13 protein-coding genes and 1 pseudogene are annotated in these 14868 nt (G+C 69.9%); 4 read left to right on the top strand and 10 right to left on the bottom strand.

The window, feature by feature from the left end; translation table 11 throughout:
* Positions 1 to 127 precede the first annotated feature (127 nt).
* Positions 128 to 1168 carry an EamA family transporter gene (locus tag IHE55_RS19410; protein ID WP_197990174.1) on the bottom strand — a complete coding sequence of 347 codons (1041 nt, stop codon included), beginning with the start codon at positions 1166 to 1168 and terminating at the stop codon, positions 128 to 130.
* Positions 1169 to 1214: 46 nt separating this feature from the next.
* Between IHE55_RS19410 and IHE55_RS19405 the strand changes: the two genes are divergently transcribed.
* Both IHE55_RS19405 and IHE55_RS19400 read left to right on the top strand, forming a co-directional pair.
* Positions 1215 to 1712 (top strand): MarR family winged helix-turn-helix transcriptional regulator, encoded by a 498-nt coding sequence (locus IHE55_RS19405; RefSeq protein ID WP_197990173.1) that lies wholly within the window; start codon positions 1215 to 1217, stop codon positions 1710 to 1712.
* A gap of 181 nt (positions 1713 to 1893) precedes the next feature.
* Positions 1894 to 2099 (top strand): annotated as a pseudogene (locus tag IHE55_RS19400) (IS5/IS1182 family transposase); the annotation flags it as partial.
* Between the two features lie 13 nt (positions 2100 to 2112).
* On the opposite strand, the gene IHE55_RS19395 reads toward IHE55_RS19400, so the two are convergent.
* The 3 genes from IHE55_RS19395 to IHE55_RS19385 form a co-directional block, all read right to left on the bottom strand.
* Positions 2113 to 3357 (bottom strand): M20 metallopeptidase family protein, encoded by a 1245-nt coding sequence (locus IHE55_RS19395; protein ID WP_197992118.1) that lies wholly within the window; start codon positions 3355 to 3357, stop codon positions 2113 to 2115.
* A gap of 453 nt (positions 3358 to 3810) precedes the next feature.
* Positions 3811 to 4011, bottom strand: coding sequence for a DUF397 domain-containing protein (locus tag IHE55_RS19390; RefSeq protein WP_197990172.1), 201 nt, complete (start codon positions 4009 to 4011; stop codon positions 3811 to 3813).
* Positions 4012 to 4020: 9 nt separating this feature from the next.
* Positions 4021 to 4923 carry a helix-turn-helix domain-containing protein gene (locus IHE55_RS19385; protein WP_307826742.1) on the bottom strand — a complete coding sequence of 301 codons (903 nt, stop codon included), beginning with the start codon at positions 4921 to 4923 and terminating at the stop codon, positions 4021 to 4023.
* Between the two features lie 84 nt (positions 4924 to 5007).
* On the opposite strand from IHE55_RS19385, the gene IHE55_RS19380 reads away from it, so the two are divergent.
* The gene (locus IHE55_RS19380) at positions 5008 to 5418 is read left to right on the top strand and encodes an ATP-binding protein (protein WP_197990171.1); all 411 of its coding nucleotides are present in this window, start codon (positions 5008 to 5010) and stop codon (positions 5416 to 5418) included.
* Positions 5419 to 5422: 4 nt separating this feature from the next.
* A complete protein-coding gene (locus IHE55_RS19375; protein ID WP_197990170.1) occupies positions 5423 to 5785 on the top strand; it encodes a hypothetical protein in 363 nt (120 codons plus the stop codon).
* A 109-nt stretch (positions 5786 to 5894) separates the two neighbouring features.
* Here the strand turns inward: IHE55_RS19375 and IHE55_RS19370 are convergent, their stop codons facing one another.
* From IHE55_RS19370 to typA, 6 genes are all read right to left on the bottom strand, one after another.
* A complete protein-coding gene (locus tag IHE55_RS19370) occupies positions 5895 to 7052 on the bottom strand; it encodes an ABC transporter ATP-binding protein (RefSeq protein ID WP_197990169.1) in 1158 nt (385 codons plus the stop codon).
* Positions 7045 to 8103: an ABC transporter ATP-binding protein gene (locus IHE55_RS19365; RefSeq protein ID WP_197990168.1), complete on the bottom strand. Its 1059-nt coding sequence runs from the start codon at positions 8101 to 8103 to the stop codon at positions 7045 to 7047. The genes IHE55_RS19370 and IHE55_RS19365 overlap by 8 nt, the downstream gene beginning before the upstream one ends.
* An 11-nt stretch (positions 8104 to 8114) precedes the next feature.
* Complete coding sequence (locus IHE55_RS19360) at positions 8115 to 9053, bottom strand: ABC transporter permease (RefSeq protein WP_197990167.1); 939 nt, start codon at positions 9051 to 9053, stop codon at positions 8115 to 8117.
* A complete protein-coding gene (locus IHE55_RS19355) occupies positions 9046 to 9969 on the bottom strand; it encodes an ABC transporter permease (protein ID WP_197990166.1) in 924 nt (307 codons plus the stop codon). The genes IHE55_RS19360 and IHE55_RS19355 overlap by 8 nt, the downstream gene beginning before the upstream one ends.
* 127 nt (positions 9970 to 10096) lie before the next feature.
* On the bottom strand, positions 10097 to 11743 hold the full coding sequence (locus tag IHE55_RS19350) for a peptide ABC transporter substrate-binding protein (protein WP_197990165.1): 1647 nt from the start codon (positions 11741 to 11743) through the stop codon (positions 10097 to 10099).
* An 831-nt stretch (positions 11744 to 12574) separates the two neighbouring features.
* Positions 12575 to 14482 (bottom strand): translational GTPase TypA, encoded by a 1908-nt coding sequence (typA, locus tag IHE55_RS19345; RefSeq protein WP_197990164.1) that lies wholly within the window; start codon positions 14480 to 14482, stop codon positions 12575 to 12577.
* Positions 14483 to 14868 lie beyond the last annotated feature (386 nt).

The raw sequence follows: 14868 nt of genomic DNA, 5'->3' as shown, positions 1-14868 counted from the left end.
GAGGTCCGTGGGGCGTGCCGGGGTGGACGAGGGTGGCGGCGGGCCGGAGTACGGGTCCAGGGTGGACGGAAGGGGCGGGCCGCCGGGGCCGGCAGCCGGTGAGGGGCGGCCGGGCCGGACCGCCGCTTCACCGCGGCGTCGGCCGGCGCGGACCGACCGCTCCGGAGCCCACCGGCACCGAGCCGACCGCCCCGGAACCGGCCGGCACGGAACCCGCCGGCGGAGGGCCGTCCGCCACCCCGGCGCCCGCACCTCCCGCCACGCCGGTGGCCACCCCGCCGCCGGAGGCCCGCACGGGAGAAGGCCCCTGCGCCGGCCGACGGGCGGTCTGCGCCGCGATCAGCGCGGCGAGGACCACCAGCCCGCCCAGCACCTGCGGCACGGTCAGCCGCTGGTCGAGCGCGAGCCACCCGAGCGTGGTGGCGACCAGCGGACTCAGCAGACCCAGGAACGCCACGTCGGTCGGCGGCAGGGCGCGTATCCCACGGAACCACAGCGCGTAGGCGAGGGCCGCGCCGACGGTGGCGAGGTAGGCGTACCCCGCGATGTTCTCGCCGGTGAGGGCGGCGGGCGGCGGGCCCTCCACGGCCAGGGTGACCGGAAGGAGCAGCAGCCCACCGGCGACCAGCTGCCAGCCGGTGGTGGCGAGCAGCGGGGCCGGGGAGGTCCACCGCTTGCTGAGGACCACGCCGGTGGCCATGACCACCGCACTGCCCAGCGCCGCCGCGACCCCGAGGGCGTCCAGCCGGGCGTCGGCGCGGAGCACCAGCACGCTCACCCCCGCCACCCCGGCGAGTCCGGCAGCTATGGTCCGCCCGGTCAGCCGCTCGCCGAGCAGCCCGGAGGCGAGGCCGGCCACCAGCAGCGGCTGGATCGCGGTGATGGTCGCGGCGACCCCGCCGGGCAGCCGGTAGGCGGCGACGAAGAGCAGGGCGAAGAAGACGCCTATGTTCAGCGCGCCGAGCACCGCTGCCCGCCACCACCAGGCCCCCCGCGGCAGCCGCCGGGTGAACAGCACCAGCAGCAGGCCCGCCGGGAGGGCGCGCGCCGTCGCGGCGAGCAGCGGCCGGTCCGGCGGCAGCAGCTCGGTGGTGACCAGGTAGGTGGTCCCCCAGATGGCGGGCGCTAGCGCGGTCGCCAGAACGATCCCGATCCGATTCCTTAGCACTAAGACAATGTATCTCACCGCTAAGACATCTGGCTAGACTGCCCCGATGACCGATCACGTGGACCGCGTCCTCCAGCAGTGGGGCGCCGAGCGCCCGGACCTCGATGTGTCGCCGATGGCGGTGCTGGGCCGGCTGAAGCGGCTGGGCCGGCTGATCGACGCCGAGCAGCGCCGCACCTTCGCGGCGCACGGCCTCGACCCGGCGTCCTTCGACGTCCTGGCCACCCTGCGCCGCAGCAACCCGCCGCACGGGCTGACCGCGGCCGAACTGATGCTGGCGTCCATGGTGACCTCGGGCGCGATCACCCAGCGGCTGGACCGTCTGGAGGCCCGCGGCCTGGTGACCCGCTCCCCCGGCGAGACCGACCGGCGGGTCGTCCTGGTCGCCCTCACCGAGGAGGGCCGCGCCCTCATCGACCAGGCGCTGCCCGATCACGTGGAGACCCAGCGACGGCTGATCGCGGCGCTCAGCGGGCCCGAACGGGACACCCTCGCCGACACCTTGCGCACGCTGCTGGAGTCGCTCGGGGACCGGCTCGACTGACCGTCCGGGTGCCCCGGCGACCACCGGGGGCCCGTCCGTCCGCGCCGCCGGACGGGCGCCCCGGACCGGCCCCGGCCCACACCGGACATCGGCGCCCCCGGCCCGCACCGGACGCGGCGGCACTCGGGCGCGGGCCGGGCACGGCGCCAACCGGGCATGGCCCGGCCGGCGGGGCACCCGGCGGCCGGCCGCTCCTCGGTTCGGGACGGGAAGACCGTGTCCGACAGGCATCACAGGTGGTCAGCCGACGGCACGTGGGAAAGGCACCTACGAGACATCCAGGCCGGTGCCGGTGCGGAAGGGCGGATCGGCCGGAGTCCGGTCAGCGTCGACGCGACCTCCCGCCGTGCCCATCAGCATGCCGCAGGCGACCGTTGCCGCCATCCGCCTCCGGCTCCGCTCATGACCCGCCGGACAGGCCGTACCCGCCGGGCAGCTCCTGAGCCCTGTGGGTCCGCTGTGCGATCCAGCCCGTCATCGCCCGTACGCCGATGCCGATGGCTCGCTCGTCCGGGGCGAAGTCGGGGTAGTGCGGGTAGGCCGTGGTGATGGGTGCGCCGGGGGTACGGACGCCGAGGAAGGTGTACGTGCCGGGGACGCGGTCCAGGTAGAGGGCGAAGTCCTCGCCGCTGAAGGGAGGGAACGCGGCGTGGAGCACGGTGACGGCATCCCGGCCCAGTGTGCGGCGCAGGTGGCGGGCGAGCATGCGGGCGTCGTGCTCCGGGCAGACCATGGCGGGGAACGGCCCGGTGGGGAAGTGCACCTCGGCCCCCGCGTACGAGGTGGCCAGTCGGCGAATGTCCTCGCGTACCTCCGTGTACCGCTCCTGCGGCCAGCAGCGGTAGGACACGTTCACCCTTGCCTCCTGTGCGCCGGCCCGAACGGCCACGAACCGGGCCAGCGGCCCGTTGGGCATCTGGGCGTCGGCGACGATCCGCTCGATGTCCGCAGGGGTCTGCGGGAGAGACACCGTGGCGAGCGCGCCGATCTCGGCGGCCAGGCGCCGCGCGGCATCGTGCGCGTCCGGCCCGGAGAGGGTCACCTCCGCCTTGTCCTGGCCCGGCATCCCGTAGCCCGGGGTCACGGCGAACTCACCGACGGGGAACGGCCCGCAGTGCAGTGCGTGGATCTCCTCGACGCCGGTGCGCCCCAGGACGCCCGCGTCGATCACTGCGCGGGCTCCGGAGAGAGTCTCCTCGGCAGGCTGGAAGAGGAACACCACCGTTCCACTCAGTCGCCGCCTCAGCCGTGCCAGGACCTGTGCGGCGCCGAGGGCCACCGTGGTGTGGATGTCGTGCCCGCAGGCGTGGGCCGGTGCCGGGCCGCCCCCGACGATGTCCTTGGGCGGCACCGCGTCCATGTCCGCCCGGTACGCGACCGTCCGGCCCGGACGTGCGCCGCGCAGGATGCCGACGACGCCGTGGCCACCCACCCCGGTGGTGACGGCCAGCCCGGCCGCTCGCAGCTCCCGGGCCACCACACCGGCGGTACGCCACTCCTGCCCCGGCATCTCGGGGTGCCGGTGGAGGTCCCGCCGCAGCTCGATCAGCCCGCGCTCCAGGCCCGTCACCTCGGCGTCCACCGCGCTTTGTGTCACCGGCCCCCTCCACCCGCCGGCGACGGCCCTCCCAGATCCCCACGCCATCGCCGCCACCGTTCCGGCCAGCAGCGTACGGCGCGCCAGGGCGTGCTCCGTGGTCCTCTTCACCGTTCCCCCTCCGTGATCCGCCACGTGGTCTTCCGGAGCGTCCACCAGGAAAGTCGATCGGCGCCGCTGCGTGTCGTGCCGTCGCTGCCCGGGGAACGGAAGACCTGCGGTACACGATCACTCCACGCAGGTGGCGTTGCCCATCCGGCGAGCCACCACTCGGGGGTGGGGGTAACCCCCGGCACGGAGACCGGCTACCGGCAAGACCGGTCGGACGACCACCGGACAGGCTCTAGTAACCCGCGACCTGCTTGCGGAACTCGTCCATCGGCATCGTGTTGCCGGGCACGGTGACGGTGACCTTCTCCCCGAACGAGTCGTAGGTGGTGGTGCCGGTACGGCCGTCGCGGGAGCCGGGCCGAAGCCGCCCTCACCGGCGGGTGGCCGGCGTCAGCGGGCCGGGCCGTCGAACCGCCCCCGCTTGACCGCCCGCACGAGGGCCCGCAGCGCGGCGGGGGTGGTGGCGATGACGGTGCCGGGGTCGTCGCTCTCGCGGAGCAAGGCCCCGCAGGAGGGCATAGCGGCGACTTCGACGCAGGTGTCGGAGCCGGGTTCGCTGAAGCTCGACTTCCGCCAGGCAAGCTGGGACATTCACGTCTCCTAGAGCAAGGGGTACAGCAACCGCTGGATCAACCCCAGGGAATTCTTCGCGAGATGCGCCTCGGGTTGGACACTGGCGTCCACAGGAGGCAAGGCCGCCTCGCTCAGGCTAGCGAACCATTGCCTGTACCTGGTCAGGGAGTCGGCGTCTCCCAGATAGAGGGACTTCTCGATGTGCGCCACGACGACAGTACTGAGCTTCGGCACCTGGTGCTCGGCAAGGGTGAACGAGGTGCCGAAGGCCACCGGCCCGTCGAAGGGCAGGATCTGAATCGTCACGTTGGGACACCGAGAGGCTTCGACGAGCCGAAGCAACTGGTCCCGCATGATCCGGCGGTCGCCGAAGGTGGCATGAAGCGCGGCTTCATAGATAACGGCGTGGAGATGCACGGGCGCATCCCCTCGCAGTATCCGCTGACGCTGCATGCGGAACTCGACGTCGAGGTCCTGCTCTTCCCGTGACGCGCCGGCATAGCCACCCCTGAAACCAGCCGTCGCGTACGCGTGTGACTGGAGAAGCCCCGGGATGAACATCGGCTCGTAGCAGATGATGCGCTCTGCGCCGGCCTCCAGTTCTGCGATGTCGAGCAAGGAGGGCCGAAGACGGTTCCTGTACTCGCTCCACCATCCCTTGCCCGAGGCTTGTCCCAGACTGATCAGCTCATCGATATAGGTAGCATCCTCGCCACCACCCGCGGCAACGAGGGCGTGCACTCGCTCGGGCGACAGGCTGGTACGACCGGACTCCACGTTGCTGATGTGTTCCTTCCGCATGCCCATCACCTCAGCAGCTTCACCTGCGGTGAGGCCAGCACGCTCGCGGAGACTGCGAACCTCCGCCCCGAACCGGCGCTGACGGTACGTCGGCTTGGCCCGCAGACCCATGAATTCCTCACCTCTCACGGCATCAGGTTGTGGGGTTACAACCTCACTCGCTACCTTAAGTATGGCGCCAGTCACAGAAGGCACTCAACTGGAGGCTGCCCCATGCGCACGCCCGAAGAAGCCTGGTCCTACGGGCTGTTCATCCCGCACGACCCCCGCGCGGTCGGCGTCGTCAGAGCGACGATCCGCAGTGTGCTCAAGGCGGCCCGGCTCACCTGCATCGCGGACACGGCCGAACTGCTCGTGTCGGAGCTGGCGACCAACGCGTACCACCACACCACCACCGACACGTACATCAGCATGGAGTGGGAGCCGGAGCCACCCGACCTGCGGGTGGCGGTCTGGGACACCGCGCCCGGGCTGCCACGACCACGGGCCGTCGGGCCGGACGACGAGGGCGGGCGGGGGCTGGCGCTGGTGAAGTCGTGCGCCGACGACTGGGGAGTGGACCGGTATCCCAACGGCAAGGCCGTCTGGTTCACGATGGCCGCCAAGCCGCAGCCCGCGGAGTAGCACCGTGCCCCGGCATCCCGTGCCCGACGGCGACCGGCCGCTGTTCCCGATGCCCCCGCTCACCGAGGACGGGTTGGCAGCCGCGATCCGGCGGATCGATCCGGCGGCGGCCGCGCGGTTCGAGGAAGAGGTCCACGACGCCTGGCGCCGGGCGGCACGGGAGGACAGCGTCTCTCCCGTGCGGGACCTTCTCCACCGCTGGGCGGTCTTCGTGGCACTGCGGCGCCTGCCGCGCCGCGCCGCGCGGCTCCGGGAGCTGGAACGGATCGCCGCCGGGGCAAAGTCCCCGGAGGCGGTCCGCGGGGCCGCCTCCGAGATCCGCGATCTGGTGCGCGCGGCACGGCGCGAGGTCGCGGGGCGGGGCTGACCGGGGCCGGACCCGCCCGGCGGTAGGGACGGAAACGCCGGCGCCCGGGTCCGTGGGGGGAACCACGGGCCCGGGCGCCGGCGTACGGACGTCCCTCAGCGGGGAGCTGTCACGCGTGGACCACGTCCTTCTCCTCCGCGAAGTGGCACGCCGACTCGTGCGCCGCGGGGGTCTTCTTCCCCTTGAAGCGCTCGGGGACGGCCAGCAGCGGCACCTCCTCGGCGCACTTGTCCTGCGCCTTCCAGCAGCGGGTGCGGAAGCGGCAGCCGGACGGCGGGTTGGCGGGCGACGGCACGTCACCGGTGAGGATGATGCGCTCGCGGCCCTCGCGCGACTCCGGGTCGGGGACCGGGACCGCCGACAGCAGCGCCTGGGTGTAGGGGTGCGTCGGGTGGTCGTAGATCTCGACGTCGGTACCGATCTCGGCCATCTTGCCCAGGTACATCACGCCGACGCGGTCGGAGATGTGCCGGACGATGGACAGGTCGTGCGCGATGAAGATGTAGGAGAGGTTGAACTCGTCCTGCAGCTTCTCCATCAGGTTGACGACCTGCGCCTGGACGGAGACGTCCAGCGCCGAGACCGGCTCGTCGCAGATGATGATCTCCGGGTTGAGCGCCAGGCCGCGGGCGATGCCGATGCGCTGCCGCTGACCGCCGGAGAACTGGTGCGGGTACCGGTTGATGTACTCCGGGTTGAGGCCCACCACGTCCAGCAGTTCCTGGACCTTGCGGATCCGGTCGCCCTTCGGGGCCACCTCGGGGTGGATCTCGAACGGCTCGCCGATGATGTCGCCGACCGTCATCCGCGGGTTGAGCGAGGTGTACGGGTCCTGGAACACCATCTGGATGTTCCGGCGGACCGCCTTCAGCGCGCGCCCGGACAGCTTGGTGATGTCCTGGCCCTTGTAGAAGACCTCACCGGCGGTGGCGGTCTCCAGGGTCATCAGCAGCTTGGCGACGGTGGACTTGCCACAGCCGGACTCGCCGACGATGCCCAGGGTCTCGCCCTGGTAGAGGTCGAAGGAGACGCCGTCCACGGCCTTGACCGCGCCGACCTGCTTCCTGAACAGGATGCCCTGGGTCAGCGGGAAGTGCTTGACCAGGTTGCGGACCTGGAGGATCGGTTCACCGCGGTCCACCGGGGCCTCGATGGCGGCGACCGCCTCCTCCTCGGTGCCGGCGTCGACCTTCTCCACCTCGGTGGTGTTCGGGGTGGCGTCCGCCGGCTCGTCCACGGCCTTGGCGTTCTTCTTCAGCTCAGCCATGGATCGTCTCCTTCCAGAAGTGGCACGCGCTGCCGCGACCCGGCAGGGCGGTGCCGTCCCGCTCGGTCACCTGGTGCAGGGCCGGCACCTCGGAGCGGCAGATGTCCTGCGCCTTGGTGCAGCGCGGGTTGAACGCGCAGCCCGCCGGGATCTTGAGCAGGTTGGGCGGCAGGCCCTTGATGGCGAAGAGCTCCTGGCCCTTCTGGTCCAGCCGCGGGATGGAGTCCAGCAGACCCCGGGTGTACGGGTGGGCGGGCCGCTTGTACAGCTCATGCACCGGAGCGGTCTCCACGATCCGGCCCGCGTACATCACCGCGATCTTGTCGGCCACGTCCGCGACCACACCCAGGTCGTGGGTGATGAGGATCAGACCCATGTTGAACTCGCGCTGCAGCTCCGCGAGCAGGTCCATCACCTGCGCCTGCACCGTCACGTCCAGCGCCGTGGTCGGCTCGTCCGCGATGATCAGGTCCGGCTCCAGCGCCAGCGCCATCGCGATCATGATGCGCTGCCGCATACCACCGGAGAACTGGTGCGGATAGTCGCTCACCCGCTCCTTGGCGGCCGGGATGCGCACCCGGTCCATCAGCTCGATGGACTTGGCCCGGGCTTCCTTCTTGGACAGGCCCTGGTGGACCCGGAACATCTCGCCGAGCTGGTAGCCGACGGAGAGCACCGGGTTCAGCGAGGAGAGTGCGTCCTGGAAGATCATGGCGATCCGCCGGCCGCGGATCTTCCGCCGCTGCTCCTCGGACATCTTCAGCATGTCCTGGCCGCGGAAGAGGATCTCGCCCTGCGGGATCTTCCCGGGCGGCATGTCCAGGATGCCCATGATGGCCTGGGCGGTCACCGACTTGCCGGAGCCGGACTCGCCGAGCACCGCGAGGGTCTCACCCGGGTTGACGGTGTAATTGACGCCGTTGACGGCCTTGGCCACGCCGTCACGGGTGTGGAACTCCACGTGCAGGTCGCGGACTTCCAGCAGCGGGGTGTCGTCCTCGCCCCCGGCGCGCGGCGCCGGGACCGAGTCGGTCTTTTCGATGGTGGTCACGTACGCCTCCCTCAGCGCAGCTTGGGGTCGAGGGCGTCGCGGACCGCGTCGCCGAGCATGATGAAGGACAGGACCGTGACACTCAGCGCGCCCGCGGGCCACAGCAGCATGTGCGGCGCGTTGCGGTACTGCTGGGCGGCCGTGGAGATGTCCTGGCCCCAGGAGACGGTCGGCGGCTTGAGGCCGACGCCCAGGTAGGACAGAGTCGCCTCGACCGAGATGTACATGCCCAGGGCGATGGTCGCCACCACGATCACCGGGGCGACCGCGTTCGGCAGGATGTGCCGCAGCAGGATCCGGGTGGTGCCGGCGCCGAGGGCGCGGGCAGCCTGGACGTAGTCCTGCTGCTTGACGGTGATCACCGAACTCCGCGCGATACGGGCGATCTGTGGCCAGCTCAGCGCGATCATGAACCCGATGACGGTCCAGATGCTGCCGCCCTCGATCACGGAGAGGAAGACCAGGCCGCCCAGGAGCAGCGGGATGCCGAAGAAGATGTCGGTGAGGCGGGACAGCAGCGAGTCCCACCAGCCGCCGAAGTATCCGGCGAGACCGCCGAGGATGCCGCCGAGCAGCGCGACACCGATGGTCACGCAGATGCCGACGGTCACCGAGGCACGGGCACCGAAGATGGTGCGCGCGTACACGTCACAGCCCTGGAGGTCGTACCCGAAGGGGTGCCCGGACTCGCTGCCCTGGCGGGACTTCGACAGCTCGCAGTCCCGCGGGTCGGTGGAGGTGAACAGCCCCGGCCAGATCGCCATGACGATCAGCGCCAGGATCAGCAGCGCCGAGATGATGAAGACCGGGTTGCGGCGGAGCTGACGCCAGGCGTCGTTCCACAGGCTGCGCGGCTTCTCCCACTCGGTGCCCGGCTTGGCGGCGCCGGCGACGGCCGCGGGGGCCGCGTCCGTCTTGGCGTCTGGGGTGATCTCGATCTGGTCAGGCATACCGGATCCTCGGGTCCAAGACCGCGTACAGCAGGTCGACGAGCAGGTTGGCGAGGAGGAAGACGAGCACCAGGATCGTCACGAAGCCGACCACGGTCGGCGAGTTGCCACGCAGCACGCCGTTCCACAGCTGGTAGCCCACACCGTGGATGTTGAAGATCCGCTCGGTGACGATGGCGCCGCCCATCAGTGCGCCGACATCGGTACCGATGAAGGTGACCACCGGGATGAGCGAGTTGCGCAGCAGGTGGACGCCGATGACGCGGCTGCGCGGCAGGCCCTTGGCCTTGGCCGTGCGCAGGTAGTCGGCGCGCAGGTTCTCCGCCACCGAGGCCCGGGTGAGCCGGGTGATGTAGGCGAGCGAGAGACCGGCGAGCACGAAGCCCGGCACGATCAGTTCTTCGAAGGTGGCGTCGGACGAGACCGCCGGATCGATGATGTCCCACTCGACGGCGAGGAAGTACTGCGCCAGGTACCCGATGACGAAGACCGGGATGGAGATGACGACCAGGGTGCCGATGAGCGTGATGGTGTCCACCAGCTTGCCGCGGCGCAGACCGCTGACCAGGCCGAGGCCGATGCCGAGCACGATCTCGATGGTGATCGCGACGAGGGTGAGCCGCATCGTCACCGGGAACGCCTCGCCCATCAGCTCGGTGACCTGCTGGCCGTTGAACGCCTGGCCGAAGTCGCCGGAGAAGATGTTGCCCATGTAGAGCACGTACTGCTCCACCATCGGCTTGTCGAGGTTCAGTTCCGCGCGGATCCGGGCGAGAGTCGCCGGATCGGGCGCTCTGTCACCGAACATGGCCGCGATGGGGTCACCCAACGCATAGACCATCGCGAAGATGATGAACGTGGTCCCGATGAAGACCGGGATCATCTGGAGCAGTCGTCTGATGACGTAGCGCCCCATGGGAACTCCTTCAAGGGTTTTCCGAAGCGCGGCAGCCGAGGTCTATGGGTGTGAGCCCCACGGCTGCCGGCTCCTGCTGGGCATGGCTGACGGGCCTTCCGGTGGTGCTAGAAGGCCCGTCTGCCACTTACTTGACGGTGATGTCCTTGAAGACGGGAACGCTGAACGCGTCCAGCGCCACGTTGTCCACCTTGTCGGAGTAGGCGCCGCTACCGTTCTGGTACCACAGCGCGATGCCCGGCATGTCCTGGAACAGGATCTTCTCGGCGTCCTGGTACAGCTTGATCGCCTTGGTGGTGTCGGCCTCGGCGTTCGCCTTGTCGATCAGCTTGTCGAACTCCTTGTTGCTGTAGGAGCCGTCGTTGCTGCTGCCACCGGTCTTGTAGATCGGGGTCAGGAAGTTGTCGATCAGCGGGTAGTCCATCTGCCAACCGGACCGGAACGGACCCTTCATCTGGTCCTTGGTGATCTGGTCACGGAAGTCGGCGAAGGTACCGACCGGGTTCACCCGGCAGGCGTCCTTGTCGTCCAGCACCTTGTTGATGCTGTTGCAGACGGCGTCCATCCAGTCCTTGTGCGAACCGGTGTCGATGTTGGACGACAGCACCATCTGACCGCCCGGGATGCCGCCACCCTCCTGGATGAGCTTCTTGGCCTTCTCGGGGTTGTACGTGCAGAACTCGCCGCAGATGTCCTTCGAGTAGCCACCGGCCGCGCCGAGCACCGGCGAGGTGAAGTCGGTGGCCGGGGTGCGGGTGTTCTGGAAGATCGTCTTGGTGATCTCCTCGCGGTTGATCGCCATGGAGATGCCCTGGCGAACCTTGACCGCCTTCTTGGAGCTCCAGCCCTTGTCGTAGAGCGGGAAGGTGATCGCCTGGATGATACCGGCCGGCTGGTTGATGTAGCGGCCCTGCATGTCCTGCTCGACGTTGGCGAGCTGACCGGCGGGCACGTCGTCCAGCACGTCGAGGTCACCGGACATGACCTCGTTGTAGGCGGTGTTGAAGTCGGTGTAGACCTTCAGCTCCACGCCCTTGTTCTTGGGCTTCTCGGCACCGGCGTAGGACTCGTTCACCGAGAGCTTCATCCCGGTGCCCTTCTTGTACGAGTCCACCTTGTACGGGCCGTTGCCGACCGGCTTCTTCAGCCAGCCGTCGTGGTCCTTGAAAAAGGCCTCCGGCAGCGGCGAGTAGGCCTTGTAACCCAGACGCTGCGGCCAGGTGGAGAACTTCTCCTTCAGCTTCACGGTGAAGGTGTGCTCGTCCACGACCTTCAGGCCGGACATGGTCTCGGCCTTGGCCTTGGCGCCTTCCTCGGCCGGGTGGACGTCGTCGTAACCCTCGATGTCCGAGAAGAAGTACGAGTTGAGCTGCTTGTTGTCGATGTGCGCCCCGTAGTTCCAGGCATCGACGTAGGACTTGGCGGTGACCGGGGTCCCGTCGCTGAACTTCCAGCCCTTCTTCAGCTTGAAGGTGAAGGTCTGCTGGTCCTTGGTCTCGATCGACTCGGCCATGGCCTGCTTGGCCTCGCCGGTCTTGGGGTCGTACTCCATGAGACCGCGGAAGATCATGTCCAGAACCTTGCCGCCCTGCACCTCATTGGTGTTCGACGGCTCAAGCGGGTTCTGCGGGTCGGTCCAGGAGGCCCTTACGATGCCGCCGCCAGAGCCCTCCCCCTTGCTGTCCTTGTCGTCGTCGCCGCCGCCACAGGCGGTCGCGGCCATCGCCACGACCGCGGCCAGCGCGACCCACTTGGCGCTCTTGGCACCGCGCATGGGTTTGCCTCCTCAGGAGTCACTGTCACTACGAGAGAGGGCACCGGGATGCGCGCTGACACCCCTGACAGCGGTGAGACCCGATACCCCCACGTGCGCTCGTAGGCCAGCGCTCCCCACAGCGCGTGACCCATTGACCCGAGCTCAATGGACCCCATGATTGAGCACCTCAGCCGCGTAAACCACACTTAAAGGGTCTCGCTTTGGTCACATCATCTACGCGCGGAGCTTCGAAATCCGGACAAAAGTGCCACAGACAGACACCCGCGAAACGGACTGTTAACGCATCATCCGGATCCCGGATACCGATATCCGGACGCCCGTTCCGCGGAATCCCATTGACTGACAGGTTCCGGACATGAGAAGGAGTCGGTCCGCGGCCCCGAGGACGTGCTCACGTTCCGTCAGCCGTCGCCTCCCTGTCCGGTTCCGGCCGAACCGTCCGTGAGCGCCGCCGCCGGCGGCGGGGACGCCTCCGGGCCGGGGCCGACGGCCGGCCGGGACGAACGATACGCCCCGCGGCCGGAGCGAAGGATACGCCGGGGCGGACCGGCCGCGCCCCACCGAGTCCCGGGCGGACCGGTCGGCACGCCCGGCGTGCGGGTCCTTACGGCGGCGGGCGGCCCGGGAGCGTGGCACGCGGCGGGGGAGGCCCGCGCGAGCGCCCACGACGCGCGAGGCGCCCAAGGCGCGGCAGCGGCCGGCGGGGCGTGAGCCCGGAAACGCGCCGACGGCACGGTGCCCGTTCACCGGGCGCCGTGCCGTCGGGCACGAGGGGCGCGCCCCCCGCTCCCGGCGGGCGGGGCCGGGGGCGGGAGCGCGCGAGGGGCGTCAGCCGTGCTTGGCCCGGGAGGCCGCGCGGGCGCGCTCGCGCGCGTCCAGGTTGACCTTGCGGATGCGGACCGCCTCCGGGGTCACCTCGACGCACTCGTCGTCGCGGCAGAACTCCAGCGACTGCTCCAGCGAGAGCTTGCGCGGCGGCACGATCGACTCGGCCACATCGGCCGTGGACGACCGCATGTTGGTGAGCTTCTTCTCCTTGGTGATGTTGACGTCCATGTCGTCGGAGCGGGAGTTCTCACCGACGATCATGCCCTCGTACACCTCGGTGCCCGGCTCGACGAAGAGCACGCCGCGCTCCTGGAGGTTGGTCATCGCGAAGGCGGTGACCGAACCGGACCGGTCGGCGACGAGCGACCCGTTGTTACGGGTGGTCAGGTTGCCGAACCACGGCTCGTGACCCTCGTGGATGGAGTGCGCGATGCCGGTGCCGCGGGTCTGGGTGAGGAACTCGGTACGGAAGCCGATGAGGCCGCGCGACGGCACGACGAACTCCATGCGGACCCAGCCGGAGCCGTGGTTGGACATGTTGTCCATCCGGCCCTTGCGGACGCCCATCAGCTGGGTGACCGCGCCCATGTGCTCCTCGGGCACGTCGATCGTCATGCGCTCGACCGGCTCGTAGACCTTGCCGTCGATCTCCTTGGTGACGACCTGCGGCTTGCCCACGGTGAGCTCGTAGCCCTCCCGGCGCATGGTCTCCACCAGGATCGCCAGCGCCAGCTCGCCGCGGCCCTGGACCTCCCAGGCGTCCGGGCGCTCGGTCTCCAGCACGCGGAGCGAGACGTTGCCGATCAGCTCGCGGTCCAGCCGGTCCTTGACCTGGCGGGCGGTGACCTTGCGGTCCTTGACCGCGGCCTTGTTGTCCGCGCCCTTGCCGGTGCCGCCGCGGCCGACCAGCGGGGAGGTGTTGGTGCCGATGGTCATGGAGATCGCCGGCTCGTCCACCGTGATCAGCGGCAGCGCGACCGGGTTCTCCGGGTCGGCCAGCGTCTCACCGATCATGATCTCCGGGATGCCGGCGACGGCGCAGATGTCGCCCGGGCCGGCCTTCTCGGCCGGCTTGCGGGTCAGCGCCTCGGTCATCATCAGCTCGGAGATGCGCACGTTCTGGACCGATCCGTCGCGCTTCATCCAGGCGACGGTCTGGCCCTTCTTCAGCTCGCCCTGCTGCACCCGCAGCAGCGCGATGCGGCCGAGGAAGTTGTCCGCGTCGAGGTTGGTGACGTGCGCCTGGAGCGGGGCGTCGGCGTCGTACACCGGGGCCGGGATGTGCTCCAGGATCGTGGAGAAGAACGGCTCCAGGCTGGTGGAGTCGGCCGGGACGGTGCCGTCCTCCGGCTTGGTCAGCGACGCGATGCCGTCGCGGCCGCAGGCGTAGACGATCGGGAACTCGATCTGGTCCTCGTCCGCGTCCAGGTCCAGGAACAGGTCGTAGGTCTCGTTGACGACCTCGTCGATCCGGGAGTCCGGGCGGTCGGTCTTGTTGATGCAGAGGATGACCGGCATCCGCTTCTGCAGCGCCTTGCGGAGCACGAAGCGGGTCTGCGGCAGCGGGCCCTCGGAGGCGTCGACAAGCAGGACCACGCCGTCCACCATCGACAGGCCGCGCTCGACCTCACCGCCGAAGTCGGCGTGGCCGGGGGTGTCGATGATGTTGATCGTGATCGGGGCCCCGCCGTCCTTGGGGTGGTACTTCACCGCCGTGTTCTTGGCGAGGATCGTGATGCCCTTCTCACGCTCCAGGTCGTTGGAGTCCATGACGCGGTCGTCAACGGAGTCCAGCTGGTGGGCGGCGAAGGCACCCGCCTGCTTGAGCATGGCATCGACGATGGTCGTCTTGCCGTGGTCGACGTGGGCGACGATGGCGACGTTACGGATGTCGTGGCGCGTGGGCACTTGCGGCGCTTCTCCCGGAATCGTGGATGGCTGCGCGTCCGGTCGGGTACGCGCGCCTGCCGGGCAGGTCACGCCACGGCCTCACCCCATGGTACGGGGCGGCCGCGGAGGTGGCTGCCCCGAGCGGCTGTGAGCTGGCCGACCCCGGCGGGTCACCGGGGCACGGCAGGGGCCGGCGCGCTCCCCCGCCGCCCGCGGGAACGGGGCGGCGGCGCGCCGGTGGGACGGCGGTCCGGACCCGGACCCCCTCAGGGACTGAGGAGGTCCGGGCGGAGCACCCGCCCGGCCACCCGGCCCGGTGGCGGGGCGCCGTCTGAGGAGGTTGACGGGGCCGCCGCCGGACACATGGGGGTGTGGGGCTGCGGGGCGGGGGTACGGGGATGGCT

The sequence above is a fragment of the Streptomyces pactum genome, from assembly GCF_016031615.1.
Classification (GTDB): Bacteria; Actinomycetota; Actinomycetes; order Streptomycetales; family Streptomycetaceae; genus Streptomyces; species Streptomyces pactus.
This window is presented reverse-complemented; position numbering and strand designations above follow the sequence as displayed.

What these genes read in the sequence shown, in the direction of transcription:
- IHE55_RS19390 (WP_197990172.1), bottom strand. Translation starts at nt 4,011, where the DNA reads ATGTCCCAGCTTGCCTGGCGGAAGTCGAGCTTCAGCGAACCCGGCTCC.
- IHE55_RS19360 (WP_197990167.1), bottom strand. Translation starts at nt 9,053, where the DNA reads ATGCCTGACCAGATCGAGATCACCCCAGACGCCAAGACGGACGCGGCC.
- IHE55_RS19350 (WP_197990165.1), bottom strand. Translation starts at nt 11,743, where the DNA reads ATGCGCGGTGCCAAGAGCGCCAAGTGGGTCGCGCTGGCCGCGGTCGTG.
- IHE55_RS19395 (WP_197992118.1), bottom strand. Translation starts at nt 3,357, where the DNA reads ATGGCGTGGGGATCTGGGAGGGCCGTCGCCGGCGGGTGGAGGGGGCCG.
- IHE55_RS19380 (WP_197990171.1), top strand. Translation starts at nt 5,008, where the DNA reads ATGCGCACGCCCGAAGAAGCCTGGTCCTACGGGCTGTTCATCCCGCAC.
- IHE55_RS19405 (WP_197990173.1), top strand. Translation starts at nt 1,215, where the DNA reads ATGACCGATCACGTGGACCGCGTCCTCCAGCAGTGGGGCGCCGAGCGC.
- IHE55_RS19370 (WP_197990169.1), bottom strand. Translation starts at nt 7,052, where the DNA reads ATGGCTGAGCTGAAGAAGAACGCCAAGGCCGTGGACGAGCCGGCGGAC.
- IHE55_RS19355 (WP_197990166.1), bottom strand. Translation starts at nt 9,969, where the DNA reads ATGGGGCGCTACGTCATCAGACGACTGCTCCAGATGATCCCGGTCTTC.